The following is a 21,979-nucleotide window of genomic DNA, read 5'->3' as shown; positions in this document are numbered from 1 at the left end:
CTAAAACTTTTTTGATAAAAATAATTTAAAAGTTTGCGCAAAATAAAATTTGTATTAAATTTGCACTCGCTTAACAGCACTGATGGTCTATGGTGTAATGGTAACACTACGGTTTTTGGTGCCGTCTTTCTAGGTTCGAGTCCTAGTAGACCAACATAAAGCCTCTCAAAAAATTGAGAGGCTTTTTTCATGTCTTATTGTATCTAATTTGTTGAAGGAAAGCGATTTTTATTGCTTAATTCGTATTGGATTTGAGGCAAAATCTATAATTGAGTTTCGACATATTGCTTAAAATTATTCAATATTGCCTGCCAACCTGCTTCTTGGAGATCTAACGGATTTTGATTTTCTGGTTCAAAATGTTCTGTAATCAATGTGGTTTGATCGGTTTTAGCTTCAAAAAGAACCGTTACTTTTCGAGAATCGCCTAACTCGATTTGGAGTTGTTTTTCTATTTCAATTTGAGTGAATCTGCCCCAAAAATCGAATTCAAATGAGCCGTCTTTAGCAGCCATAATATGATGAAATTCTCCATTTACTTCTAATACACATGTTGATTTTGGGCAATGCCAATCAGGGCTAGCAAAATTCCACTTTGTAACATGTTCTGGTTTTGTCCAGCATTCCCAAACTGTTGCAACTGGCGCAGTTATAGTGGCTTGTACAGTTAATTGTGACATAAAATTATATTTTTAGTATTTGATTGCAGTATTCTTTAACTGGTTTAAAATCAGTATTCAAAACCTTTTTTATTTTAGAATTATCATAGTTACTTTTCGAATACGAGGCTTTGGCACTAGCTCGAGACAGTTTTCTTTTTTGAAAGAAAAGAGTAGTTAAAATCCAATCCATTCTCCAAAATAGATTCATTATAAATGGAGTAGCATGCCATTGAGGACGTTTCATCTGCATGCAATCAGCAATACAGTTTAGAATTTCTTGAAACGAATAATTGTTTTCAATCAATGTAAATCGTTCGTTTTTGACGTCGCTATTCATCAACTGGACACTTGCTTCGACCACATCAGTAACTGCAATAAATCCTGTTGTTCCTAGTGTGTAAAAAGACAATCCTTTGGCAACAGCCGAAAACAGTTTCCCACTTCCTTGCTCAGGGAATCCTGGACCTAAAATAATTCCCGGATTAACAATGACAACATCTAAACCTTCTTGTTGCCCACGCCAAACCTCCATTTCGGCACCATATTTTGAGATGGCATAATCGCTATGGGGTTTTTCTGGATTCCATTCGGTGGTTTCTGAAATTGTAGTTTTGGTGTGCGTTGGATCTCCTAAAGCAGCAATCGAACTCACAAATAGCATTTTTTTGATTCTGTATGCCAAGCAAAAATTCACGATGTTAGCCGTTCCTTCAATATTAGTTTTCCGAATGATATCTTCGTCTTTTGGGTCAAAAGAAATCATCGCAGCACAATGATAAACGGATTCAATATTTTGAAAGGCTATTTCCAAAGTCGGGATGTCAAGAATATCTCCTTGGACCCACTCGATTTTTTCGAATAAATGAGATTTGTTGTAGAGCGAAAATAAATCTTTGGTTTTATCAACCGAATTTGTTGTTCGATACATAGCGCGCACATTTTCTCCTTGCTCCACTAAATGGAGTAAGAGATGTGCACCCACTAAACCAGTTCCACCTGTAACTAAAATCATGTGGTAAAGATACTTTTTTTTGCTATTGCCACTAATCCATAAGGGAGCAATTTTTTTTGTTATTGCGAGGAGGAATGACGAAGCAATCTATTTAATCATTCATTTTTGAGTTTGACATTGCCATTGAATTTTGCCATTGAAATTCCTATCTTTGCGCAAATTGATTATAAAAATGAAAAATTTAGTAGAAGAATTACAATGGCGTGGGTTGGTTCATGATATCATGCCGGGAACCGAAGAACAACTATTGAAAGAAATGACAACGACCTATATTGGATTTGATCCAACATCTGATTCGTTGCATATTGGAAGTTTGGTGCCTATTTTATTGTTAGTTCATTTGAAAAATTTTGGACATAAACCGATTGCTTTAGTAGGAGGTGCAACAGGAATGATTGGAGACCCATCAGGGAAATCAGATGAGAGAAATTTGTTGGACGAAGTTACTTTGGCACACAATGTAGAAGGCATCAAAGCGGTACTTTCTCGTTTCTTGGATTTTAATTCGAAGGATGTAAACGCGCCTGTTTTAGTAAATAATTACGATTGGATGAAGGATTTGTCGTTCATCAATTTTGCCCGTGATGTGGGTAAACGTATTACCGTGAACTACATGATGGCAAAAGATTCGGTAAAGAAACGATTGTCTGGCGAAGGGGAAGGAATGTCATTTACTGAGTTTACGTACCAATTGATTCAAGGATACGATTTTTATCATTTACATAAAGAATACAACTGTTTACTGCAAATGGGAGGTTCTGATCAATGGGGTAATATTACTACTGGAACCGAATTAGTACGTCGTATGAATGCCGAAGGTGCCAAAGCGTATGCCATGACTTGTCCTTTGATTACAAAAGCAGACGGATCTAAATTTGGAAAATCGGAAGGTGGGAATGTGTGGTTGACAGCGGATAAAACTTCGGTGTATAAATTTTACCAATTTTGGTTGAATACGACCGATGTGGATGCTGAAAAATACATTAAAATTTTCACCTTTTTAGATAAAGCAACTATCGAATCCTTAATTGCAGAGCATCAAGTAGCGCCTCATTTGAGAGTCTTGCAAAGAAAACTAGCCGAAGAGGTAACTACTTTTGTACATTCAAAAGAGGAGTTAGACAAAGCAATTCAAGCGTCGAATATTCTTTTCGGAAACGCTTCGGCAACCGATTTGAAGCAATTGGACGAAGCCACTTTCTTAGAAGTTTTTGACGGAGTACCTCAGGCTGAAATTGCTAAAAGCGAAATCGAAAACGGATTGGATATTGTGACGGTTTTAAATGAAAAAACAGGTTTTTTTAAATCCAATGGAGAGGCGAGAAGAGCTTTAACTGCCAATTCTATTTCGGTAAACAAAGAAAAAATAACCGAAGCATACCAACTTTCAACTAACGATTTGATTAATAACCAGTTTGTGCTTTTGCAAAGTGGTAAGAAGAACTATTTTATTGTAAGGGTGAAGTAATTCATTAATTCGGTTATTTAACCACAAAGTGCGCAAAGAAGGCACAAAGTTCGCAAAGTAAATTTTTAAGAAATCGGAACGGATGCTAATCAATACAAATTAGCTTTGATTTTTATAATCTTAGCTACTTCGTGGTAAAACTTAAAAAAAAATCTGCGAATCTGCGGTGTAAAATAGATTACTACGTCATTTCTCATCACAATGATTTGTGAAATTTGTGAAATCTGTGTTTAATGAATTTGTTCTTGTGGTAAAATTATTTCTTAGTACCGTTTATAGTTTCAAATAATTCCAACGCATTCCCATCAGTGAGCATCGAAACGTAATGGCAAATGTGCAACAATCGGTCGTATAGATTTTCTTTTTCTAAATTGTGTTTTTCGGGTAGCATTTTTAAAATCAATTGGTCGTAATTTGAAGCTGTTCCGTTGAATTTATTGTTCATTGCCGAAATGAATTTATCCAATAAGGTTTGGATAATTTGGTAACCTACAATTTCTTTTTCGATGACTTCACGACTTTGATAAATATTTTTCACACTCAATTTGATAATGTCGTCCATTTGTGCTTTGTACTTGCTTTTATCCATCAAAGCATACGGGAATTTTCCAGCTAAAATGGCTTCTTCATTTTCAATAAAAACGCGAACGGCATCGTTAATTAAACTTCCGATGGCTAATGCTCTCAAATAACTGATTCGGTCTTCTTTTGTATTTAAAGTACTGTATTTAGCGCTGTCAATTGAATCTTTAACCAATTTGATTAAATATTCTAAGGCATATTCTTCCTGAACTAAACCTAAATTGATACCGTCTTCAAAATCAATAATGGTGTAACAAATATCGTCAGCCGCTTCCACAAGATACGCCAAAGGATGTCTTTCAAATCCAATGTCTTTTCCTGATTTATTAGGGATTAACCCCATGTCTGCTGCGACTTCTTCGAAGAAATTTTTATCACTTTGAAAGAAGCCGTATTTTTTGTCCGCAATATTTTTGGTTGGCTTTTTAGGCAAACTTTCTTTGGGGTATTTCATAAAAGCACCTAGGGTTGCAAATGAAATTCGTAAACCTCCTTCTATTCCAGGTCGGTTGGCTGTTAGTACTGAGAATCCGTTAGCATTGCCTTCAAAATCGATTAAATCTTGCCATTGTTTTGGAGTGAGTTGGTCTTTGTATTGTTGACCTTTCCCAATAGAGAAATATTCGCCAATAGCTTTTTCGCCCGAATGGCCAAAAGGCGGATTTCCGATATCGTGTGCCAATGAAGCAGCGGCAACAATTGCCCCAAAATCATTCATGTGGTAGCCGTGAACTTCTTTTAAATGTGGGTATTTTTCTAGTATTTTTTTTCCAACCAATCGACCTAATGAACGCCCCACTACAGATACTTCTAAACTATGTGTCAAGCGGGTGTGAACAAAATCGGTTTTAGAAAGTGGAATGACTTGGGTTTTATCTTGCAAACTTCTAAATGCAGCCGAAAAGATGATACGGTCGTAATCTACTTCAAATCCTAAGCGAGTGTCGTCTTGTTCTACACGCAATCTTTTGCCTTTGTCGCCTTGTCTTCTTAATGATAAAAGTTGTTCCCAGTTCATTGCTTGGTGTTAATTGTGAATTACAAATGTAAATAAAAAAACCCGACGCATTTTGAGTCGGGTTTGTTTGAATATTTATAAAGATTAAAACGGTAAATCGTCTGGTTCGTCTTCATTTAAATTAGTTGCTGGAGCAAAAGTTTCTGCTGTTGGCATAGGAGGAGTTTGTGGAGCTGCAGCAGGAGCTTCAGTTTGTACTTTTCCAATTCTCCATCCTTGAATGGTGTTAAAGTAAGAAGTCTCCCCTTGTTGATTTGTCCATTCACGACCTCTCAAATTGATGTCAATTTTTACTTGGTCACCTACTTGGTAACTGTTTAGCAAGTCACATTTGTCTTGAACAAATTGTACCAAAATATGTTGTGGGTATTGTTCGTCTGTAGTAACAACAATATCTCTTTTTCTGAACCCATTTGAACCCACTTCTTTAGTTTGGTCAATCATTTTTACTCTTCCTGTAACTTCCATTTGTATTATTTTTTTAAGTTTATTTCTTCTTTAGATTTACAAATATACTAACTTCTTCTTTTCTAGACAATAGGTCTTTTTTGACACGTTCAACTTTTTCTTTGGCGAAGGCCTAAAATCTTTTTCAAATTATTTCGTTACATTTATAATCTAAATTGATTGTATGTATTTTTCGGATAGGCGCAATACCACCCGTTGGGTGATTATTTTGGTTTCGTTTTGTATTATTTCATTGATACTTTGGAATACCTATACTTTTTTCCAAATTTTTAAAAATGAAGAGCGTCTAAAAATGAATCTTTGGGCAAAGGCTCAAAAAACATTAATCAATGCCGATGAAAATACGGATGTGGAACTACCGCTTCAAATTTTCAGCACCAACTCGTCTATTCCAATTATTTTGACTGAAAAAGACAAGATCATTAATACGGTGAATATTGATGATAAAATCATTGCAAATAGAGCAGAATCGGTTCGATTTTTAGCTACACTTAAAAATGAGAACGACCCTATTGTCATTGAATATGCACCGGGTAAGTTTCAAAAGTTATATTATGGCAATTCGGCTTTGTTGAATAAATTAAAATATTATCCAATTGCTTTAGTTTTGATTATTGTTTTGTTTGCTGCTTTGGTGTATAATTTTTACCGAAGTACCAAAATGGCTACTCAAAACAAACTTTGGGCTGGAATGGCTAAGGAAACAGCGCACCAAATTGGAACACCTCTTTCGTCATTAATTGGTTGGATTGAACTGCTTAAATCCGAAAATATAGCAGAATCCACGACTCTCGAAATTGAAAAAGATATTGAGCGATTGCAAACTATTACTGATCGTTTTTCTAAAATCGGGTCGGAACCCAAATTAGAAAACCAAGATATTATTGCAGTAACACAAGAAACTTTTAATTATTTACAGTCTCGTTTTTCAAAACAAATCGTGTTTTCTTTTCAGGCGCCTGAGTTGCCTGTTTTTGTTTTGTTCAATGCTACGTTGCACAGTTGGACCATTGAAAATTTAGTTAAAAATGCCATTGATGCGATGAAAGGCAAGGGTCATTTGGATTTGGTTGTTGAACAGGAAGGGGATTCAGTAAAAATTAAGGTTTCTGATACGGGAATTGGGATTCCTAAAAAGCAATTCAAAACCATATTTGAACCAGGTTTTACTACCAAGAAAAGAGGCTGGGGTCTAGGATTATCGTTGACCAAAAGAATTGTGGAAGAATACCACAAAGGCCGTATCAAAGTAGTGCAGTCAGAAATAGGTAAAGGGACTACGATACAATTGAGTTATAAAAAAAGCGAATCAATTTAAACAGATTCGCTTTTTTATTTTTTATAAATTATTCTGAATTGCTTTGGCTAAAGCTTCAAATTCGTCTTTGGTCATCGTGACTTTGTTCAGGAAACGCATTTCATCCATTTCGTTTAAAGGTATCAAATGAATGTGCGCATGAGGGACTTCTAGGCCTATAGCTGCCATACCAATGCGTTTGCAAGGTACTGTTTTTTGTAATGCAGCAGCTATTTTTTTAGAAAACTGCATCAAACCTAAATACAATTCATCGTCTATTTCAAAAAGTTGGTCAATTTCTTGTTTTGGAATACAAAGTGTATGCCCTTTAGCATTGGGATTGACATCCAAAAAAGCTAAAAAATTAGCGTCTTCTGCAATTTTGTAACAAGGAATTTCTCCGTTTACAATTTTGGTAAAAATAGAACTCATCGTATTTTAATTATTCTCTTGTAATTTCTAAGATGTCAAATTTCAAAACACCATTAGGAACAGTAATTTCAGCTACTTCTCCCACAGATTTTCCTAATAATCCTTTCCCGATAGGAGAGGTTACAGAGATTTTACCGGTTTTTAAATCGGCTTCACTTTCGGCCACCAAAGTATACACCATTTCCATTCCGTTAGTTTGGTTTTTGATTTTTACTTTAGATAGTACTAATACTTTAGAGGTGTCTAAATGACTCTCGTCAATTAAACGGGCATTAGCATGAATTTCTTCTAGCTTAGCAATACGCATTTCTAGCATACCTTGTGCTTCTTTAGCGGCATCATATTCTGCGTTTTCAGATAAATCACCTTTATCTCTTGCATCAGCAATATCTTGAGATGCTTTTGGTCGCATCACATTTTTTAAATAGTCTAATTCTTCTTTTAATTTTTTTAATCCTTCTGCGGTGTAATAAGATACTGTGCTCATAACTTCATTGTTTATATAAAATACAAAAAATCCCATCAGGACGGGATTTCTTTTCACAAAGATACTATAATTTTATTTAGATTGTAAATATATTCTTCAATGCAATCTATTTCAAATGTAAATAAATTAAATTTGTTTCACTAATTCTTGACTGCTAAATTTTTAAAATGATGAGAAAGTTGCTATTGTTGACATTCTTTTTTACGATTCTTTTTTCTTGTTCGGATAGTGGACTCGCAAATTATAATCCTTATATTCCTAATTATACTTTTACGGTTGATATTAATATGAATTTGCCTTTGTATTCTAACCTTCAGTACCCAAGCAATGCGGTGTATTATGCAGGAAAAGGAGTAAAAGGGCTTATCATTTTTAATACAGGGAGTGGTTACAATGTTTTTGATGCGGCTTGTCCAAATCAAAATGTAAGTTCTTGCTCTACAATGACCATTAACGGAATTGAAGCGGTTTGCCCTTGTGACGGTAAAACCTATAGTTTGTTTACGGGTCAAGGTAGTTTACAATACCCTTTGAAACAATATCGTGTGGAAGTTAATGGAAATGTATTGCATATTTACAATTAAAAAATCCTGACAGCAATGTCAGGATTTCTCAGAAGGTATAATTATATAGTAATCTAAAATTTCAACGTTACTCCTGCTAAGAAGTTAGTTCCAGCTTGTGGGTAATAATAAGGGTATATATCCCACATGTATCCGTTTGAAATGTATTTTTTATCTAAAATGTTGTTTACTAATCCTTTGATTACTATTGATTTGAAAACAGATTTTGGTTTTATCTCGTAGGATACATTCAAATCATTGATAAAATAATCGGCTAATTTAGATTCTGCCGACTCTATATTATTCATGTATTGTTGACCAACATATTTTTGTAACCAGACTATTTGAATGCTTTCAGTAGGTTTGTAAATGAAACTGTTTCCAGCGATTATAGATGGTGAATACGATATGTCTTTGGTGCCATAATTTTGTCCGCTTACCGCCAAATCTAAATTTTTATTACTACTTAAAGTAACGTTAGGATGAAGGCTGATTTGTTTCGATACTACAATGGCAGCATCAACCTCTAAGCCTAGTCGGTAACTTTTTTCACTATTAGAACGAATAGGGCTTCCAACATCGTCTAAGGTTCCAGTCAGAATCAATTGGTCTTTGTAAGCCATGTAATACAAGTTGGAATTTAATTGAATTCTGTCAGTTAAGTACCTCCAACCCAATTCAAAATCATTTAATTTTTCTGGTTTTACACTTCCTCCTCCTTCATAGTCGGTACGATTAGGTTCTCTATTCGCTCTTGCATACGAAAAGTACAAGTTGTTTTTGGAGTTGATGGTGTAATTTACCCCTGCTTTTGGATTGAAAAAAGAGAAATTGTCATTCACTAAGCCCGTTTCATACGAATTGGCTTTGTAGTGCACATTTCGAACTTGTAAGTCTCCAAAAAGACTCCATTTTTTATTTACTTGGTAATTGGCTTTCGCGAAAGCGGTACCGTCTGTTTTAGAAGCATAGTCATCATAATAGTGGTCGCCTAATTCTGATTGTGAAGCGTATCTTGCCCAAATTACTTTTCCAAAATGGTCACCTTCGTATTTGTTATAGCTTCCGCCAAAGATGAAATCCATTGTATCCGATTTGTAATTTGCCGAAAATGTAGTGCCATAAAAATCATTGTCTAACCATTTTTGACGAATTAAATCCGTGGTATTGATAGTGGTTCCATTGATTGAAATTGGAGTTAGACCATATTCTGAAAAATTAGCATCTTCTTTATAGTTCTCATAATAGCCTTTTCCTTTGGTGTAATGGAATGCGAGGTTGGTTTTCCAAGTATTGGAAACTTTTTCGTTCCAATGCAATTGGTAGTGATCTTGTTGGTAATTGTCGGTCTCATTGTTGTAGTAACGTGTTTGACCTAATTCGTCAGTAAAAATCCCCGCCGAATTAAAGGTTCTATTACTTAACAAGGTTTCGCCGTCAATCCCGTTCCAAGATTGATAGGTTTTTTCTTTTCCTCCAAAAGCCAAGGCTTTGATTAATGTAGTTTTGCCTACATAAGTTCCTTGTAAAAAGTAAGATTTTAGGTCAGAACTCGCGCGGTCAATATAGCCATCTGATTTCAATGTAGAAACACGTCCCGCAATTTCAAAATGATTATTCATCAAACCTGTGCTGAATTTCACCGTGTGTTTGTGGGTGTTGAAACTTCCAAAAGAATTGGATATTTCGCCAGATGCTTTTTCCGAATACGAATCAGTTAAAAGATTTAGACTGGCTCCAAAAGCTCCTGCACCATTGGTAGAAGTTCCTACCCCGCGTTGCAATTGCACACTTTGAAGCGAGGAAGCAAAATCGGGCATATTTACCCAATACGTTCCATGGCTTTCGGAGTCGTTGTACGGAATGCCGTTAATGGTTACGTTGACGCGAGTTGCATCGCTTCCACGAACGCGAATTCCGGTATAACCTACGCCATTCCCAGCGTCTGAAGTAGTGACCACTGAAGGTAAATAATTCATTAAAATAGGAATGTCTTGTCCTAAATTTCGATTTTGAATTTCTTTTTTGGATAGGTTGCTAAAACTAACAGGAGTTTTGGAAGTTACTCGTATCGCCGAAACTAATACTTCGTCGAGTTGGTTTACTTTGGTACTGTCTGTTGGTTTTTCTTGAGAAAACGATACCAAAGAGAACAGTAGAAGCGAGCTTAAAAATAGTTGCTTTTGGCTCGTTTTGAATAATAAAAATTTCATTCGTAAATAGATTACGAATAACAGGGGTAAATTATTCTTGGTTAATAATTAAATTGGTTACTCTAGACTTCAAAATTAACGCGCACATTAATTGTTTTAGTCTGTTTTCCCTTAGCAGCATTACCTGCCCAGGTTCATTGGGTATAATCTCAGCTCGTTATTTAGAGCACCCCGTGAGACGGTGCAAAGATAGAAAATTCAATTTCAATAGCAATGGCAATTTCAAAAATCAATTTCAATTTCAAAAAAAACCGTGCAATTTGTGGAATCTGTGTTGAGCAATAAAATTAATCTAAATCAGGTTTTCTTCTTGATTTTTTGATTTCGCCCAAGTTCTTTTTGTCTTTTATTCTTTTTCGAATGGCAGCTTTAGGAATTTTGGTTGCTTTTCGCTCTTTGGGTGTAGAAAGCCCTTTTTTCAATAATTCAAAAAAGCGTTTGGTTACAATTTCCTTGTTTTTGAGTTGGCTTCGATCTTCATCGCAGTTTAAAATTAAAACGTTTTCTGAAGTTAATCGCGAATTGAGATTGGTAACTAATAGTTTTTTTTCTTCTTCTGAAAGTCCTTGAGATTTTGGAATATCAAAAGTTAGAACGACTTTTGAGGAAACTTTATTCACGTTTTGACCACCCGCTCCGCTACTGCGAACGGCTTTAAAAGTAAGTTCGGTAATAAGTTGTTCTCTATTCATTTTTTATTTATTGCCGCGAAGTATCTAAGGCCAAAAGATTTTTTTAAAATGTATAAGTAATATAAGTTTTATCTCCTTGTGAACTTCGTGCCTACTTTGTGTTCTTTGTGGTTAGGTTATATATCGTAGATTCGACTTGATGTTATTGTTAAAAAAACAAGAATTATTTACTTATTCCTTTAAGATACATTTGAACAAATTCCAAAGAAGATTGTCCTTTTTGTAATGCTACAGTCAAATCATTAATAATGGAAATAGCTTTTTGTAGTCGTAATTTTTTGTCTCCCGAAAGGGTGATGAACGGTTTGTGATTATCAATTAAGGATTGTTTGAAAACGCTAAAGACCGTTTCACGTCCTTCAGGTTTGTCGCGCAAATCATCTTTTTCCCAAGGCACATCGATATCGGTTAAAAAGAACAAATCGTATTCGTGTTCTCGTGCGGCTTGGTCTAAAGCAGGTTCGCAATAGTTGTAATACACTTCGGAAAAGACTTTGGTTACCATTAAATTGGTATCGCAAAAAAGATATTGATTGGCTGTTGCTGTTTTTTCGTTTTCAAGCTGTGTTTGTCCATAAGCAATAGGGAGCATGTCATTTACATCGCAAATAGCGTGTTGTGTGTCCCATTTTTCTTGAAGATAATCGCGCGCAAATTCGGGTACCCAATCGGTTTTATAGTATTCGGCCAATTGTTTTGCCAAGGTGGTTTTGCCGGTACTTTCGGGACCAAATAAGGCAATTTTTATTATTCTTTTAGCGCCGGTTGGGAGCTGTTTAAGGTTTTCTTCCATTCTAAATAGCCGTAAACGGCAACAATTGTAAATACTATATATTGAAAACTAGTAAAGGTTAATCCTTTTGCAAAATACAAGGGAATTGAAACCAAATCTCCAATAATCCAAAACACCCAATTTTCTATTTTACGCTTGGCCATGAGCCACATTGCCACAAAGAAAATCCCGGTAACAAAAGTATCGACATAGGCATACCAAGTATTGAATTTGTTAAAGTAATGATATACAGCGACTACAAATGCGACGGTAAAGATAAAGATAAATAAGGAAATACGTTTTTCATTGGTTGAAATAACTGAAATGGGAAATTCAATAATGTCTCCTTTTTTTCGAGTCCAATGATACCACCCATAAATACTCATAATAAAATAGTAGCCGTTAATTATCATATCGCCCCATAATGTCCATTTCCATAAAAGATAGACATAAATTAAAGTACTAATCATTCCGGTAGGAAAAACTAGAATGTCATCTTTTTTAGCATACCAAACACTGGCTATTCCTAATAGAACGGCAATGATTTCTAGTATAATATCGTGAGTTTGATAATTGCTGTATTGCGAAAAAAAGAAGTCGAACATAATTAGTTTGCTTGAGTTGGCATATTGTTTTCAAAGGCATACACTAAAGTAAAGTTAGTGTCTAGTTCTGAAAAATGAATGGTAAATTGTTGGTTGATTCCGTTGTAATTTAAATTAGCTATGGTTTGTGTTTCATTCAATTCAAAAGGAGCTACTTGAATATGGTCCTTAAAGCTGATACCTTTTTCGTTTCTAATTTTGAAAATAGCTTCTTTAGCGCCCCATTTCACGGTTAATTTTTTGATGTAGTCGTTGGTATTTATTTTTTGCAGACGTTCGAGTTCTTTATCATTGACAAATTTATGGGCGATTTTCTGAATTTTTTCGCGTTGCATTTCGATGTCAATTCCAACGGCTTCATTACTCAAAATGATAGCCGAAAAATGATGGGAATGGGTAATTGAAATGTGTTTTTCGTTTATTAAATGCGGTTTGCCAAATTCATCATAGTACAAATCAAAATCGGAGTAACCGGCTTGGGCCAATAATTTTCGGATGCTGAGAAAAGCACGTTGGTGCATTTCGGATTTCATTCCGTCAAGGCGCTTTTGACTTTTTTCGTTCAATTGGACTTCTTGGTTCAATTGTTCAAACGATTCGGTGATGTTCCAAATCAGGATCTGTGTGCTAGAATTGTGCTGAATGGTTTTATACAATGGCATACCGAAAACGTGTTTTAGCCCCGACAGTAGTGGTGTCCTTTGCAGCCAGGGTTTGGGTGCAAAGATAAAGCGAATGGCGGGAATAGCTCCAAAAAGAAATTATATTCAATTATTTTATTGATTTTTAAAAGATTAGCTTCCTAAACAATTCATAAAAATAGGGTAATGTTTTTAAAATCGTAAGTTATTATGTAGTTTTGCAAAAATTTTTACAACAACAAATATACTATAAATGAGTACAGCAACGACGCCCTATGTGGCCTACAAAGTAAAAGATATTTCTCTAGCAGCTTGGGGAAGGAAAGAAATTCAATTAGCAGAAGCTGAAATGCCAGGTTTGATGGCACTTCGTGCAGAATATGCAGCCGAGCAACCTTTGAAAGGGGCCCGTATTGCAGGATGTTTGCACATGACAATTCAAACTGCGGTTTTGATTGAAACTTTGATTGCTCTTGGGGCTGAGGTAACTTGGTCTTCTTGTAATATTTTTTCTACTCAAGACCAGGCTGCTGCTGCAATTGCTGCTGCAGGAATTCAAGTGTATGCTTGGAAAGGTTTGAATGAAGAAGAATTTGATTGGTGTATTGAGCAGACATTGTTCTTTGGAGAAGAAAGAAAACCATTGAATATGATTTTGGACGATGGAGGTGATTTGACTAATATGGTAATTGATCGCTACCCTCACTTAGTGGAAGGAATCAAAGGATTATCTGAAGAGACTACAACGGGAGTACATAGATTATACGAAAGAGTAAAAGCGGGAACATTACCAATGCCAGCGATTAATGTAAATGACTCGGTTACAAAATCGAAATTTGATAATAAATACGGTTGTAAAGAATCGGCAGTTGATGCGATTCGTCGTGCGACTGATGTGATGTTAGCTGGGAAAAAAGTGGTTGTTTGTGGTTATGGCGATGTAGGAAAAGGAACTGCAGCTTCTTTTAGAGGTGCGGGTTCTATTGTAACTGTTACAGAAATCGACCCAATTTGTGCATTACAAGCTGCAATGGATGGTTTTGAAGTAAAAAAATTAGATACAGTTATTACTACTGCTGATATTATCATCACGACTACCGGAAATAAAGATATTGTTTTAGGTTCTCACTTTGAAAAAATGAAAGATAAAACGATTGTTTGTAACATCGGACACTTTGATAATGAAATTGATATGGCTTGGTTGAACAAAAACTTTGGTCATACTAAAAATGAAGTGAAACCTCAAGTAGATATCTACAACGTAAACGGAAAAGACATCATCATCTTGGCCGAAGGTCGTTTAGTAAACTTAGGGTGTGCTACAGGTCATCCAAGTTTCGTGATGAGTAACTCATTTACCAACCAAACTTTGGCACAAATTGAATTGTGGAAAAACAGTGCGGCATATAAGAATGAAGTGTATATGTTGCCAAAACATTTGGATGAAAAAGTAGCGGCTTTACACTTAGCTAAATTAGGTGTGGAATTAGAAACACTTCGTCCAGATCAAGCAGCTTATATTGGGGTAGAGGTTCAAGGACCATTCAAACCAGAGTATTACAGATATTAATTGTCATGCTGAACTCGTTTCAGCATCTCAAAATAGAACGACCCTTACTCCTGTATTTTCAGCTGTAAGGGTTTTTTATTGCTTATTATCGTTATATTTGTTTGTATTAACAACTAAAAATAATGCTATGGAAATGAATTTTATTTCGCCTGTAGTGGCGGCTTTTACTACTTTGTTAGTAGGTTTTGTATGGTATCATCCAGGTGTTTTTGGAACGGTTTGGATGAAAGAAACGGGTTTGACGCAAGAAGAATTGCAGAAAGGGAATATGCTTAAAATCTTTGGGTTGACTTTTATCTTTTCTGTTTTTATTGGAATGGTAATGCAGTCTTTGACAATTCACCAGATGGGGGCTTTGGGCATGATTGGCGGACCAACACAATTAGCTGTAGCAAAACCTTCTTTTGCGGCTTTTATGGCTGATTATGGAATGGCTTTCAGAACGGCAAAACACGGTGCATTACATGGTGTTTTGACAGGATTATTTTTTGCTTTTCCGATGATTGCTATTAATGGTTTGTTTGAAAGAAAATCTTGGAAGTACATCTTCATCCATGCTGGATTTTGGACCGTTTCATTGATGATTATTGGAGCAATTGTTTGTGCTTGGGTGTAGTTTAGCAAATTGTAAAAAACAAAAACCTGTTTCGTGAGAAACAGGTTTTTTATGATATATAAAATCGTACTGATTATGCTTCGAATGGAAGGATAGAAACGTATGATTTGTTATCTCTTTTCTTTTGGAACTTAACAATTCCATCAACTTTTGCATGTAAAGTGTGATCTTTACTAATGTAAACGTTTTCACCTGGATTGTGTTTAGAACCTCTTTGTCTTACGATGATGTTTCCAGCAATAGCAGCTTGACCACCAAAAATCTTAACGCCTAAACGTTTTGATTCTGATTCTCTACCATTCTTCGAACTACCGACACCTTTCTTGTGAGCCATGACGTATTGGTTTTAATATTGTTAATTATTCTTTAGTATCTTCCTTTTTAGCTTTTGGTGCTGCTTTTTTAGCTTTAGGAGCTGGTTTAGCTTCTTCAGTTGCAGACGCTTCAGCTACTACTTTTTCTTTTTTAGGAGCTGCTGCTTTTTTAGCACCACCTGTAGTAATACCCTCGATTACAATTTGAGTAAGATATTGTCTGTGACCGTTTCTCTTTTTGTATCCTTTTCTTCTTTTCTTTTTGAAAACGATAACTTTATCTCCTTTTAAGTGTTGTAACACTTTGGCTTCTACCGAAGCACCTTCTATAGCTGGGGCGCCTAAAGTTACATTCCCATTGTCATCTAATAAAAGAACTTTGTCAAAAGAAACTTTTGAACCTTCTTCGTTAGCCAAACGGTGAACATAAACCTTTAAGTCTTTGCTTACTTTGAATTGTTGCCCTGCTATCTCTACGATTGCATACATACGAAATTGTTTTTATTAATTTTAAGGTTGCAAATATACAACTAATATTTTACTGTGCAATCCCTCTGATGAAAAAGTTTTTGGCGCTATTTTCTTTAAAGAAAAGAAGTGTTAATTTTTTATCAAAGTTGGATTTGTAACCCAATTCCAATCAAAAAAAACTATTTTTGATGTAACAATAATCGTATATACAGGTCTAACTTGATGTGTTTATTAGGATTATTATAACCTAAATCTAATCTAAATTATTAATCTTTATGAAAAAATCTATTATGATGTTAAGTGCTGCATTCATGCTCGGAGGAGTTGCTTCTGCACAGAAAGTCGCCTTTGAAGAGTACGACTTAGACAATGGATTGCATGTGATTTTGCACAATGATCCCTCAGCCCCAACGGTGGTAACCTCGGTAATGTACCATGTAGGCGCCAAAGATGAACAACCAGATCGAACTGGTTTTGCTCACTTTTTTGAACATTTGTTGTTTGAAGGAACGCAAAACATTAAAAGAGGCGAGTGGTTTAAAATTGTAACTGGTAATGGTGGTGTGAATAATGCTAATACAACCGAAGACAGAACCTATTATTATGAAGTTTTTCCTTCTAATAACCTAGAGTTAGGTTTATGGATGGAAGCAGAGCGTATGTTGCATCCGGTAATCAACCAAATAGGTGTAGATACTCAAAATGAGGTGGTAAAAGAGGAGAAAAGATTGCGTTATGATAATAGCCCGTATGGCCAGCTTATTCCACAAGTAAAGAAAAATATGTTTAAAAACCATCCGTACCGTTGGACAACCATTGGTTCAATGGAACATTTGGATGCGGCTAAGCTAGAAGAATTTCAGGCGTTTAATAAAAAATTCTACATTCCGAATAATGCAGTTTTAGTCGTTGCTGGAGATTTTAAAATTGAACAAGCCAAAGAATGGATCCAGAAGTATTTTGGGGTAATTGCAAAATCAACACCTATTAAAAGAACCACTTTTGAAGAAGCTCCAATTACCGAAACGATCAAAGCTACTTTTGAAGATCCTAACATTCAACTTCCGATGGTAGTTACAGCATACAGAACTCCATCAATGAAAACGCGTGATGCGCGTGTTTTGGATATGATTTCGTCTATCTTGAGCGACGGAAAAAGTTCAAGAATGTACAAAAAAATTGTTGACGATAAGAAAATGGCACTTCAGATAGGAGCGTTCAATTACAGTCAAGAAGACTATGGAACTTATATTTTATACGGTTTACCTCAATCGCCATTTACAGCGGCCAATGTGCTTGCAGAAATTGACGAAGAAATTGTCAAATTACAGACTGAGTTAATTTCTGAAAAAGAGTTACAAAAATTACAAAATCAGTTTGATAACCAATATATAAATAGTAATTCAACTATTGAAGGTGTTGCTAGCAATTTGGCTACGTATCATTTATTATATGGCGATGTAAATTTGATTAATACCGAAATCGAGATGTATCATTCCATCACTCGTGAGGAAATTAGGGATATTGCTAAGAAGTATTTGAATCCAAATCAAAGATTGGTTTTGGATTATGTTCCAGTTAAAGATAAATCCCAAAATTAAGATACATCATGAAAAAATCAATTATAATTTTATCAAGCTTATTTTTATCAGCGATAATGTACGGACAAACAATTCCTCAACCTAAATCAGGACCATCCCCAACAATTAAAATTGGAAAACCAGAATCTTTTCAGTTGCCAAATGGATTAAAAGTAATGGTGGTTGAAAATCATAAATTACCTAGAGTTTCATTTACTTTAACTCTAGATAATCCACCTTATGCAGAAGGAGCTAAAAAAGGAGTTGCTGATTTGACGAGTAGTCTTATTGGAAATGGAACCAAAAAAATCTCTAAATCGGCTTTCAATGAAGAGATTGATTTTATGGGAGCTACTATTAATTTCAGTTCTAATGGAGCTTCTGCGAGTACCTTGTCAAAATACGCAGGCCGTGTTTTGGAATTATTAGCTGATGGTGCTTTGCATCCTAACTTCACTCAAGTTGAATTTGACAAAGAAAAAGCCAAAATGATTGAAGGCTTAAAAGCAAGTGAAAAAAGTGTTCCAGATATTGCCTCTCGAGTAAATGATTTCTTGACTTTTGGGAAAGATCATCCTAATGGTGAATATGTGAGTGAGGCTACTTTGAAAAATGTTACTTTGGCTGATGTTCAGGCGAATTACAACACCTATTTTGTTCCTGCAAATGCGTATTTAATTATTGTGGGTGATGTTAAGTTTGCAGAGACTAAAAAAGCAGTTGAAAAATTATTTGGTTCTTGGAAAAAAGCTACAGTTCCAGCTCCAGCTTATGCAGAGCCAAAAGATGTTTCTTTTTCGCAAATCAATTTTGTAGATATGCCTAATGCAGTACAGTCAGAAGTGGCTGTTGTGAATTTGGTTAATCTAAAAATGACTGATCCAGATTATTTTCCAGCTTTGGTTGCCAATCAAATTTTAGGAGGGGACTTTAATAGTTACCTGAATATGAATTTGAGAGAAGCACATGGATGGACGTATGGAGCAAGATCAAGCATTCGTGGAGACAAACGCATTACGAAGTTTGAAGCTTCTACTCAAGTTCGAAATGCAGTGACAGATAGTACAGTGGTTGAAATTTTTAAAGAATATAAAAAGATCAGAACCGAAAAGGTTTCGGATGAATTGTTGGCTAGTGTAAAGGCAGGATATATTGGGCGTTTTGTAATGCAAATTGAGAAACCACAAACAGTTGCGGGTTATGCTTTGCGAATTCAAACGCAAAATTTACCTGCTGATTTTTATGAAAACTACATCAAAAACATTAATGCCGTTACTGCTGACGATGTATTGCGTGTAGCCAATAAATATTTCTTAGCCGATAATAGCCGAATCATAATTGTAGGCAAAGGAGCAGATGTAGTTCCAGCTTTAGAAAAATTGAAAATCCCGATTTTGTTTTTTGACAAATACGGAAATGCTGTAGAAAAACCAGTTTTCAAAAAAGAAGTCCCTAAAGGAATGACGGCCAAAACGGTTTTGGATAATTACATCAAAGCTATTGGTGGCGAAAAAGCAGCTCTTGCTGTAAAAACAATTGCAATGGTTGGATCAACTACTATTCCGCAAGCGCCAGCTCCTTTAAGTTTTAATTCTAAAATTGATGCAAAAGGTAAATTAGTGGTAGAATTAGCTATGGGCGGAATGAGTTTAATGAAGCAATTAGTAAATGAAAAAGGGGGTTTTGTTATTCAACAAGGTCAGAAAGTAGAAATTAAAGGCAAAGATTTGGAAGATTTAAAAGCCGCTGCGACACCATTTGAAGAATTGAATCTATTGAAAAATCCAGAAGTGAGTTTAACAGGGATTGAAACTATCAACGGAACGGAAGCCTATGCTTTGAAAAATGGAAAAACAACCTTGTATTATGATGTTAAATCAGGTTTAAAAATTGCGGATGTTATTACAATTGAGCAAGGCGGAAAAACGATGAATAAAACCAATTCCTATTTAGACTACCGTGAGGTAAAAGGAGTGAAAGTCCCATTTAACTTGGTTCAAAATGTAGGTTTTGAATTGAATATAAAAATGTCTGACGTAAAAATTAACGAAGGAGTAACAGATGCTGATTTTCAATAAATAGCGTTTAGTTTGTATAATTAAAAGGCGGTCTGAAAAGACCGCCTTTTTTATTTCTTAGCCGAAAGATACACACCAATTAAAATAATAAACGCTCCTACGAATTGAATAGGTGTCAGAATTTCGTGATCCAATAAACCCCAAAAGAAAGCGACAATTGGAATTAAATACGTTACTGAAGTTGCAAAAACTGGTGATGATAATTGGATCAATTTAAAGAAAATAATATTGGCTATTCCAGTACCCACTATTCCGAGTATCGCAATGTATGCCATTGACGTTTGAACTTCTGGAATTTTTGCTATTTCGAAAAATCCTGAAAAGTACAATAACAAAATAGCGGGAGTTAATAAAACCAAAAAGTTTCCTGTGGTTATGCTTAGAGGCGCTACGCTAGGTAAATATTGTTTAACCAAATTTACATTAGTTGCATAGCAAAAGGATGCCACTACTACTAAAAGCGCATAGTAATAATTTTGTTCAGGATGATTTGAAGCACCATTAAAGACTAGCAAAACGCTTCCTAAAAGACCAATACATATTCCGAAAAATTGATTCTTTTTAAAAGGTACTCCAAAAGCGAGCATTCCCAATACTAAAGTATTTAATGGAGTTAATGAATTTAAAATGGCAGTGGTCGAACTGTCAATTTCGGTTTCGGCTAATGCAAAAAGATAGGCAGGTACGAATGTGCCAAAAATAGCGGTTAAGGCTACGTATTTCCATTGCGATTTGGTTAGTAAAAATATACTTTTATAGCCTATTAGCGATAAAAAAAGCGCTGAAAAAATCAACCGTAAAGAACCTAATTGTAGGGCAGTTAATCCGACTAAACCTTTTTTAATTAAAATAAAAGAACTTCCCCAAATTAAGGATAGAATAGTAAGATAGACCCATTTGAGTTGTTTGGCTTCCATTGAAAATAGTTTGGTTCAAAATTCTGCTAATTTTGTGAAATTGTCCGTCTTTTTTTGATTAATTTTGTCAGTATCAAAGAAATAAATATCACAAATATGAAAATTACAAAAACAATATTGGCACTAGCTCTAGTTAGTCTTGTAACGGTATCCTGCAAAAAAGAAGCTGAAACAAAGGACGTTGTGGCTGAAAAAGAAACTGCAGCTCCTAAAAAAGAAGTAGTAATAGCTCCTGAGAATGTTCAAACGGCTAGTTTTGAAATTGAAGGAATGACTTGTGCAATAGGTTGTGCCAAAACCATTGAAGAAGAATTAGGTGCTTTAGACGGGGTGCAAAAAGCTACAGTAGATTTTGATTCTAAAAAAGCAACAGTCGTTTTTGATAAAACAATCCAAAATCAAGAAAGTTTGACTAAAGTAGTTGAAGCTACTGCTGACGGGAAAACCTATAAAGTAGTTTTACCAAAATCATAAACGAATTGCCGTATAAAATTAAAAGCATCCTTTTTGGGATGCTTTTTTTGTTATTTCCATTTCAAAGTTTCTAGTAATCGTTGCATATCGTTTTTGATATAACTGGCGGCGGGCATAATAGAATCAAAATTAGGTTTGGCGTAAAAATAAACCGAACCTGTTACAAAATGCTTGGTGCTATCGGTAGCATAAAACTGTGAATTAGTCGCAGCGTTTCCATCTACCTGATAAAACATTCCAAATACTTTTTGTCGTGGATTTAGAAAGGGTTGCTCTAAAATATCATCGGCTTTTATCACGTGTTCATAGGTTAATTTTTGAGCATCGCGCAATAATTTATTGATATCCCCATTGACAGGTTTGTAGGTCAAATAAATGGTCGCTTTCATTTTTGGGTAGCTGATGGTGAATCCACATTCTTTTTCACCTTTAATAATGGCATCGGCATTCATCTCAAAAGTAAAAGGGCATTGACTTTCAAATTGCGCATAATTGGCTTCAGGATAGTCAAGGCGTAAATAACTTGAAGGTTTTGGTAACACTTCTTTTTTACAGCTTGTTATGGCTAATAAAACAGTAAAAAAAGTTGTGAATAAAACTATTTTTTTAAACATAAGTCTAAAAAGGTAAATCGTTAATAGGTAAAGTAGTATTCTGAGGTTCTGAAGGAGTTGTTTTGTTGTTTTCGGAATCTTTTTTAGTGTTCAGAAAAGTAAATTCAACCACTTGAATTTCGGTAGTGTGTTTGGTTGTGCCGTCTTCGGCTTGCCATTGACGGGATTTAATGCGGCCTTCTACATAAATTTTATCTCCTTTAGAGAGGTATTTTTCGCATAGTTCGGCTGCTTTATTGCGTACCACTAAATTATGCCATTCTGTAGACGTAATTTTTTCGTTGGTGGTTTTGTTGATGTAGACTTCGTGTGTTGCCAATTGAAATCGGCCAATACAATTCCCTCCTTCAAAATAATGCAACTTGACTTCGTCTCCAAGATAGCCGATAAGAATCACTTTATTTACTGTTCCATTCATAATGCTGTGGTATTT

Annotated in this window: 24 protein-coding genes and 1 tRNA gene; 9 read left to right on the top strand and 16 right to left on the bottom strand. The window is 35.2% G+C overall.

The genetic code is table 11. From position 1 onward, the window contains the following. The first annotated feature begins 83 nt into the window (after positions 1 to 83). Positions 84 to 154, top strand: a tRNA-Gln gene (locus tag MG292_RS01880). Positions 155 to 263: 109 nt separating this feature from the next. Here MG292_RS01880 and MG292_RS01875 read toward each other — a convergent pair. Beyond that, complete coding sequence (locus tag MG292_RS01875; RefSeq protein WP_264534387.1) at positions 264 to 680, bottom strand: SRPBCC domain-containing protein; 417 nt, start codon at positions 678 to 680, stop codon at positions 264 to 266. A 4-nt stretch (positions 681 to 684) separates the two neighbouring features. Continuing rightward, entirely contained in the window at positions 685 to 1,674 is a 990-nt protein-coding gene (locus MG292_RS01870) for an NAD-dependent epimerase/dehydratase family protein (protein ID WP_264534388.1), read from the bottom strand. Positions 1,675 to 1,846: 172 nt separating this feature from the next. On the opposite strand from MG292_RS01870, the gene tyrS reads away from it, so the two are divergent. Next, positions 1,847 to 3,142 carry a tyrosine--tRNA ligase gene (gene tyrS / locus MG292_RS01865; RefSeq protein WP_264534389.1) on the top strand — a complete coding sequence of 432 codons (1,296 nt, stop codon included), beginning with the start codon at positions 1,847 to 1,849 and terminating at the stop codon, positions 3,140 to 3,142. 256 nt (positions 3,143 to 3,398) lie between these two features. On the opposite strand, the gene MG292_RS01860 is transcribed toward tyrS, so the two are convergent. Together MG292_RS01860 and MG292_RS01855 are read right to left on the bottom strand one after the other, a co-directional pair. Next, a complete protein-coding gene (locus MG292_RS01860) occupies positions 3,399 to 4,742 on the bottom strand; it encodes a deoxyguanosinetriphosphate triphosphohydrolase (RefSeq protein ID WP_264534390.1) in 1,344 nt (447 codons plus the stop codon). 84 nt (positions 4,743 to 4,826) lie between these two features. Continuing rightward, complete coding sequence (locus MG292_RS01855) at positions 4,827 to 5,210, bottom strand: DUF3127 domain-containing protein (protein WP_264534391.1); 384 nt, start codon at positions 5,208 to 5,210, stop codon at positions 4,827 to 4,829. 163 nt (positions 5,211 to 5,373) lie between these two features. On the opposite strand from MG292_RS01855, the gene MG292_RS01850 reads away from it, so the two are divergent. After that, positions 5,374 to 6,528 carry a sensor histidine kinase gene (locus MG292_RS01850; protein ID WP_264534392.1) on the top strand — a complete coding sequence of 385 codons (1,155 nt, stop codon included), beginning with the start codon at positions 5,374 to 5,376 and terminating at the stop codon, positions 6,526 to 6,528. A gap of 21 nt (positions 6,529 to 6,549) precedes the next feature. Here MG292_RS01850 and MG292_RS01845 read toward each other — a convergent pair whose 3' ends face one another. Both MG292_RS01845 and greA read right to left on the bottom strand, forming a co-directional pair. Continuing rightward, positions 6,550 to 6,939 carry an HIT family protein gene (locus MG292_RS01845; RefSeq protein WP_264534393.1) on the bottom strand — a complete coding sequence of 130 codons (390 nt, stop codon included), beginning with the start codon at positions 6,937 to 6,939 and terminating at the stop codon, positions 6,550 to 6,552. 10 nt (positions 6,940 to 6,949) lie between these two features. After that, entirely contained in the window at positions 6,950 to 7,426 is a 477-nt protein-coding gene (gene greA, locus MG292_RS01840; protein WP_264534394.1) for a transcription elongation factor GreA, read from the bottom strand. Positions 7,427 to 7,596: 170 nt separating this feature from the next. Between greA and MG292_RS01835 the strand changes: the two genes are divergently transcribed. Further along, complete coding sequence (locus MG292_RS01835) at positions 7,597 to 8,010, top strand: Rieske (2Fe-2S) protein (protein ID WP_264534575.1); 414 nt, start codon at positions 7,597 to 7,599, stop codon at positions 8,008 to 8,010. Positions 8,011 to 8,063: 53 nt separating this feature from the next. On the opposite strand, the gene MG292_RS01830 is transcribed toward MG292_RS01835, so the two are convergent. The 5 genes from MG292_RS01830 to MG292_RS01810 all read right to left on the bottom strand — a co-directional run bounded on the left by MG292_RS01830 (position 8,064) and on the right by MG292_RS01810 (position 12,933). Continuing rightward, a complete protein-coding gene (locus MG292_RS01830; protein WP_264534395.1) occupies positions 8,064 to 10,202 on the bottom strand; it encodes a TonB-dependent receptor in 2,139 nt (712 codons plus the stop codon). Between the two features lie 287 nt (positions 10,203 to 10,489). Continuing rightward, positions 10,490 to 10,894 carry an alternative ribosome rescue aminoacyl-tRNA hydrolase ArfB gene (gene arfB, locus MG292_RS01825; RefSeq protein WP_264534396.1) on the bottom strand — a complete coding sequence of 135 codons (405 nt, stop codon included), beginning with the start codon at positions 10,892 to 10,894 and terminating at the stop codon, positions 10,490 to 10,492. Positions 10,895 to 11,057: 163 nt separating this feature from the next. After that, entirely contained in the window at positions 11,058 to 11,687 is a 630-nt protein-coding gene (locus tag MG292_RS01820; protein ID WP_319799843.1) for an ATP-binding protein, read from the bottom strand. Then, positions 11,642 to 12,271 (bottom strand): nicotinamide riboside transporter PnuC, encoded by a 630-nt coding sequence (gene pnuC / locus MG292_RS01815; protein WP_264534397.1) that lies wholly within the window; start codon positions 12,269 to 12,271, stop codon positions 11,642 to 11,644. Before pnuC ends, MG292_RS01820 begins: the two co-directional genes overlap by 46 nt. Positions 12,272 to 12,273: 2 nt before the next feature. Next, positions 12,274 to 12,933 carry a 4'-phosphopantetheinyl transferase family protein gene (locus MG292_RS01810; RefSeq protein ID WP_264534398.1) on the bottom strand — a complete coding sequence of 220 codons (660 nt, stop codon included), beginning with the start codon at positions 12,931 to 12,933 and terminating at the stop codon, positions 12,274 to 12,276. 232 nt (positions 12,934 to 13,165) lie between these two features. Here MG292_RS01810 and ahcY point away from each other — a divergent pair, with 232 nt between their 5' ends. Continuing rightward, positions 13,166 to 14,482 carry an adenosylhomocysteinase gene (ahcY, locus tag MG292_RS01805; protein ID WP_264534399.1) on the top strand — a complete coding sequence of 439 codons (1,317 nt, stop codon included), beginning with the start codon at positions 13,166 to 13,168 and terminating at the stop codon, positions 14,480 to 14,482. 127 nt (positions 14,483 to 14,609) lie between these two features. Beyond that, positions 14,610 to 15,098, top strand: coding sequence for a DUF1761 domain-containing protein (locus tag MG292_RS01800; protein ID WP_264534400.1), 489 nt, complete (start codon positions 14,610 to 14,612; stop codon positions 15,096 to 15,098). Between the two features lie 73 nt (positions 15,099 to 15,171). Here MG292_RS01800 and rpmA read toward each other — a convergent pair whose 3' ends face one another. Together rpmA and rplU are read right to left on the bottom strand one after the other, a co-directional pair. After that, a complete protein-coding gene (gene rpmA, locus MG292_RS01795) occupies positions 15,172 to 15,432 on the bottom strand; it encodes a 50S ribosomal protein L27 (protein ID WP_264534401.1) in 261 nt (86 codons plus the stop codon). A gap of 25 nt (positions 15,433 to 15,457) precedes the next feature. Then, positions 15,458 to 15,901, bottom strand: a complete 444-nt coding sequence (gene rplU, locus MG292_RS01790; RefSeq protein WP_264534402.1) for a 50S ribosomal protein L21 — start codon at positions 15,899 to 15,901, stop codon at positions 15,458 to 15,460. Between the two features lie 257 nt (positions 15,902 to 16,158). Here rplU and MG292_RS01785 point away from each other — a divergent pair, with 257 nt between their 5' ends. Both MG292_RS01785 and MG292_RS01780 read left to right on the top strand, forming a co-directional pair. Continuing rightward, positions 16,159 to 17,484, top strand: coding sequence for a M16 family metallopeptidase (locus MG292_RS01785; protein ID WP_264534403.1), 1,326 nt, complete (start codon positions 16,159 to 16,161; stop codon positions 17,482 to 17,484). A gap of 8 nt (positions 17,485 to 17,492) precedes the next feature. Then, entirely contained in the window at positions 17,493 to 19,541 is a 2,049-nt protein-coding gene (locus MG292_RS01780) for a M16 family metallopeptidase (protein WP_264534404.1), read from the top strand. 50 nt (positions 19,542 to 19,591) lie between these two features. Here MG292_RS01780 and MG292_RS01775 read toward each other — a convergent pair whose 3' ends face one another. Continuing rightward, positions 19,592 to 20,458 (bottom strand): DMT family transporter, encoded by an 867-nt coding sequence (locus MG292_RS01775; RefSeq protein ID WP_264534405.1) that lies wholly within the window; start codon positions 20,456 to 20,458, stop codon positions 19,592 to 19,594. Between the two features lie 96 nt (positions 20,459 to 20,554). On the opposite strand from MG292_RS01775, the gene MG292_RS01770 reads away from it, so the two are divergent. Further along, positions 20,555 to 20,932 carry a heavy-metal-associated domain-containing protein gene (locus MG292_RS01770; protein ID WP_264534406.1) on the top strand — a complete coding sequence of 126 codons (378 nt, stop codon included), beginning with the start codon at positions 20,555 to 20,557 and terminating at the stop codon, positions 20,930 to 20,932. A 50-nt stretch (positions 20,933 to 20,982) separates the two neighbouring features. Here MG292_RS01770 and gldD read toward each other — a convergent pair whose 3' ends face one another. Then, positions 20,983 to 21,546: a gliding motility lipoprotein GldD gene (gene gldD, locus MG292_RS01765; protein WP_264534407.1), complete on the bottom strand. Its 564-nt coding sequence runs from the start codon at positions 21,544 to 21,546 to the stop codon at positions 20,983 to 20,985. A 4-nt stretch (positions 21,547 to 21,550) separates the two neighbouring features. Beyond that, positions 21,551 to 21,964 (bottom strand): single-stranded DNA-binding protein, encoded by a 414-nt coding sequence (locus MG292_RS01760; protein WP_264534408.1) that lies wholly within the window; start codon positions 21,962 to 21,964, stop codon positions 21,551 to 21,553. Positions 21,965 to 21,979: the final 15 nt, after the last annotated feature.

Source organism: Flavobacterium keumense, assembly GCF_029866485.1.
In the GTDB taxonomy this organism is placed as follows: domain Bacteria; phylum Bacteroidota; class Bacteroidia; order Flavobacteriales; family Flavobacteriaceae; genus Flavobacterium; species Flavobacterium keumense.
This window is presented reverse-complemented; position numbering and strand designations above follow the sequence as displayed.

Excerpts from the sequence above, each read along its gene's own strand:
- pnuC (WP_264534397.1), bottom strand. The coding sequence starts at position 12,271 with ATGTTCGACTTCTTTTTTTCGCAATACAGCAATTATCAAACTCACGAT.
- tyrS (WP_264534389.1), top strand. The coding sequence starts at position 1,847 with ATGAAAAATTTAGTAGAAGAATTACAATGGCGTGGGTTGGTTCATGAT.
- MG292_RS01800 (WP_264534400.1), top strand. The coding sequence starts at position 14,610 with ATGGAAATGAATTTTATTTCGCCTGTAGTGGCGGCTTTTACTACTTTG.
- MG292_RS01870 (WP_264534388.1), bottom strand. The coding sequence starts at position 1,674 with ATGATTTTAGTTACAGGTGGAACTGGTTTAGTGGGTGCACATCTCTTA.
- MG292_RS01770 (WP_264534406.1), top strand. The coding sequence starts at position 20,555 with ATGAAAATTACAAAAACAATATTGGCACTAGCTCTAGTTAGTCTTGTA.
- MG292_RS01860 (WP_264534390.1), bottom strand. The coding sequence starts at position 4,742 with ATGAACTGGGAACAACTTTTATCATTAAGAAGACAAGGCGACAAAGGC.
- MG292_RS01830 (WP_264534395.1), bottom strand. The coding sequence starts at position 10,202 with ATGAAATTTTTATTATTCAAAACGAGCCAAAAGCAACTATTTTTAAGC.
- MG292_RS01855 (WP_264534391.1), bottom strand. The coding sequence starts at position 5,210 with ATGGAAGTTACAGGAAGAGTAAAAATGATTGACCAAACTAAAGAAGTG.
- gldD (WP_264534407.1), bottom strand. The coding sequence starts at position 21,546 with ATGTTTAAAAAAATAGTTTTATTCACAACTTTTTTTACTGTTTTATTA.
- MG292_RS01810 (WP_264534398.1), bottom strand. The coding sequence starts at position 12,933 with ATGCCATTGTATAAAACCATTCAGCACAATTCTAGCACACAGATCCTG.
- MG292_RS01785 (WP_264534403.1), top strand. The coding sequence starts at position 16,159 with ATGAAAAAATCTATTATGATGTTAAGTGCTGCATTCATGCTCGGAGGA.
- MG292_RS01820 (WP_319799843.1), bottom strand. The coding sequence starts at position 11,687 with ATGGAAGAAAACCTTAAACAGCTCCCAACCGGCGCTAAAAGAATAATA.
- MG292_RS01875 (WP_264534387.1), bottom strand. The coding sequence starts at position 680 with ATGTCACAATTAACTGTACAAGCCACTATAACTGCGCCAGTTGCAACA.
- arfB (WP_264534396.1), bottom strand. The coding sequence starts at position 10,894 with ATGAATAGAGAACAACTTATTACCGAACTTACTTTTAAAGCCGTTCGC.
- greA (WP_264534394.1), bottom strand. The coding sequence starts at position 7,426 with ATGAGCACAGTATCTTATTACACCGCAGAAGGATTAAAAAAATTAAAA.
- MG292_RS01775 (WP_264534405.1), bottom strand. The coding sequence starts at position 20,458 with ATGGAAGCCAAACAACTCAAATGGGTCTATCTTACTATTCTATCCTTA.
- rplU (WP_264534402.1), bottom strand. The coding sequence starts at position 15,901 with ATGTATGCAATCGTAGAGATAGCAGGGCAACAATTCAAAGTAAGCAAA.
- ahcY (WP_264534399.1), top strand. The coding sequence starts at position 13,166 with ATGAGTACAGCAACGACGCCCTATGTGGCCTACAAAGTAAAAGATATT.
- MG292_RS01845 (WP_264534393.1), bottom strand. The coding sequence starts at position 6,939 with ATGAGTTCTATTTTTACCAAAATTGTAAACGGAGAAATTCCTTGTTAC.
- MG292_RS01760 (WP_264534408.1), bottom strand. The coding sequence starts at position 21,964 with ATGAATGGAACAGTAAATAAAGTGATTCTTATCGGCTATCTTGGAGAC.
- MG292_RS01835 (WP_264534575.1), top strand. The coding sequence starts at position 7,597 with ATGAGAAAGTTGCTATTGTTGACATTCTTTTTTACGATTCTTTTTTCT.
- rpmA (WP_264534401.1), bottom strand. The coding sequence starts at position 15,432 with ATGGCTCACAAGAAAGGTGTCGGTAGTTCGAAGAATGGTAGAGAATCA.
- MG292_RS01780 (WP_264534404.1), top strand. The coding sequence starts at position 17,493 with ATGAAAAAATCAATTATAATTTTATCAAGCTTATTTTTATCAGCGATA.
- MG292_RS01850 (WP_264534392.1), top strand. The coding sequence starts at position 5,374 with ATGTATTTTTCGGATAGGCGCAATACCACCCGTTGGGTGATTATTTTG.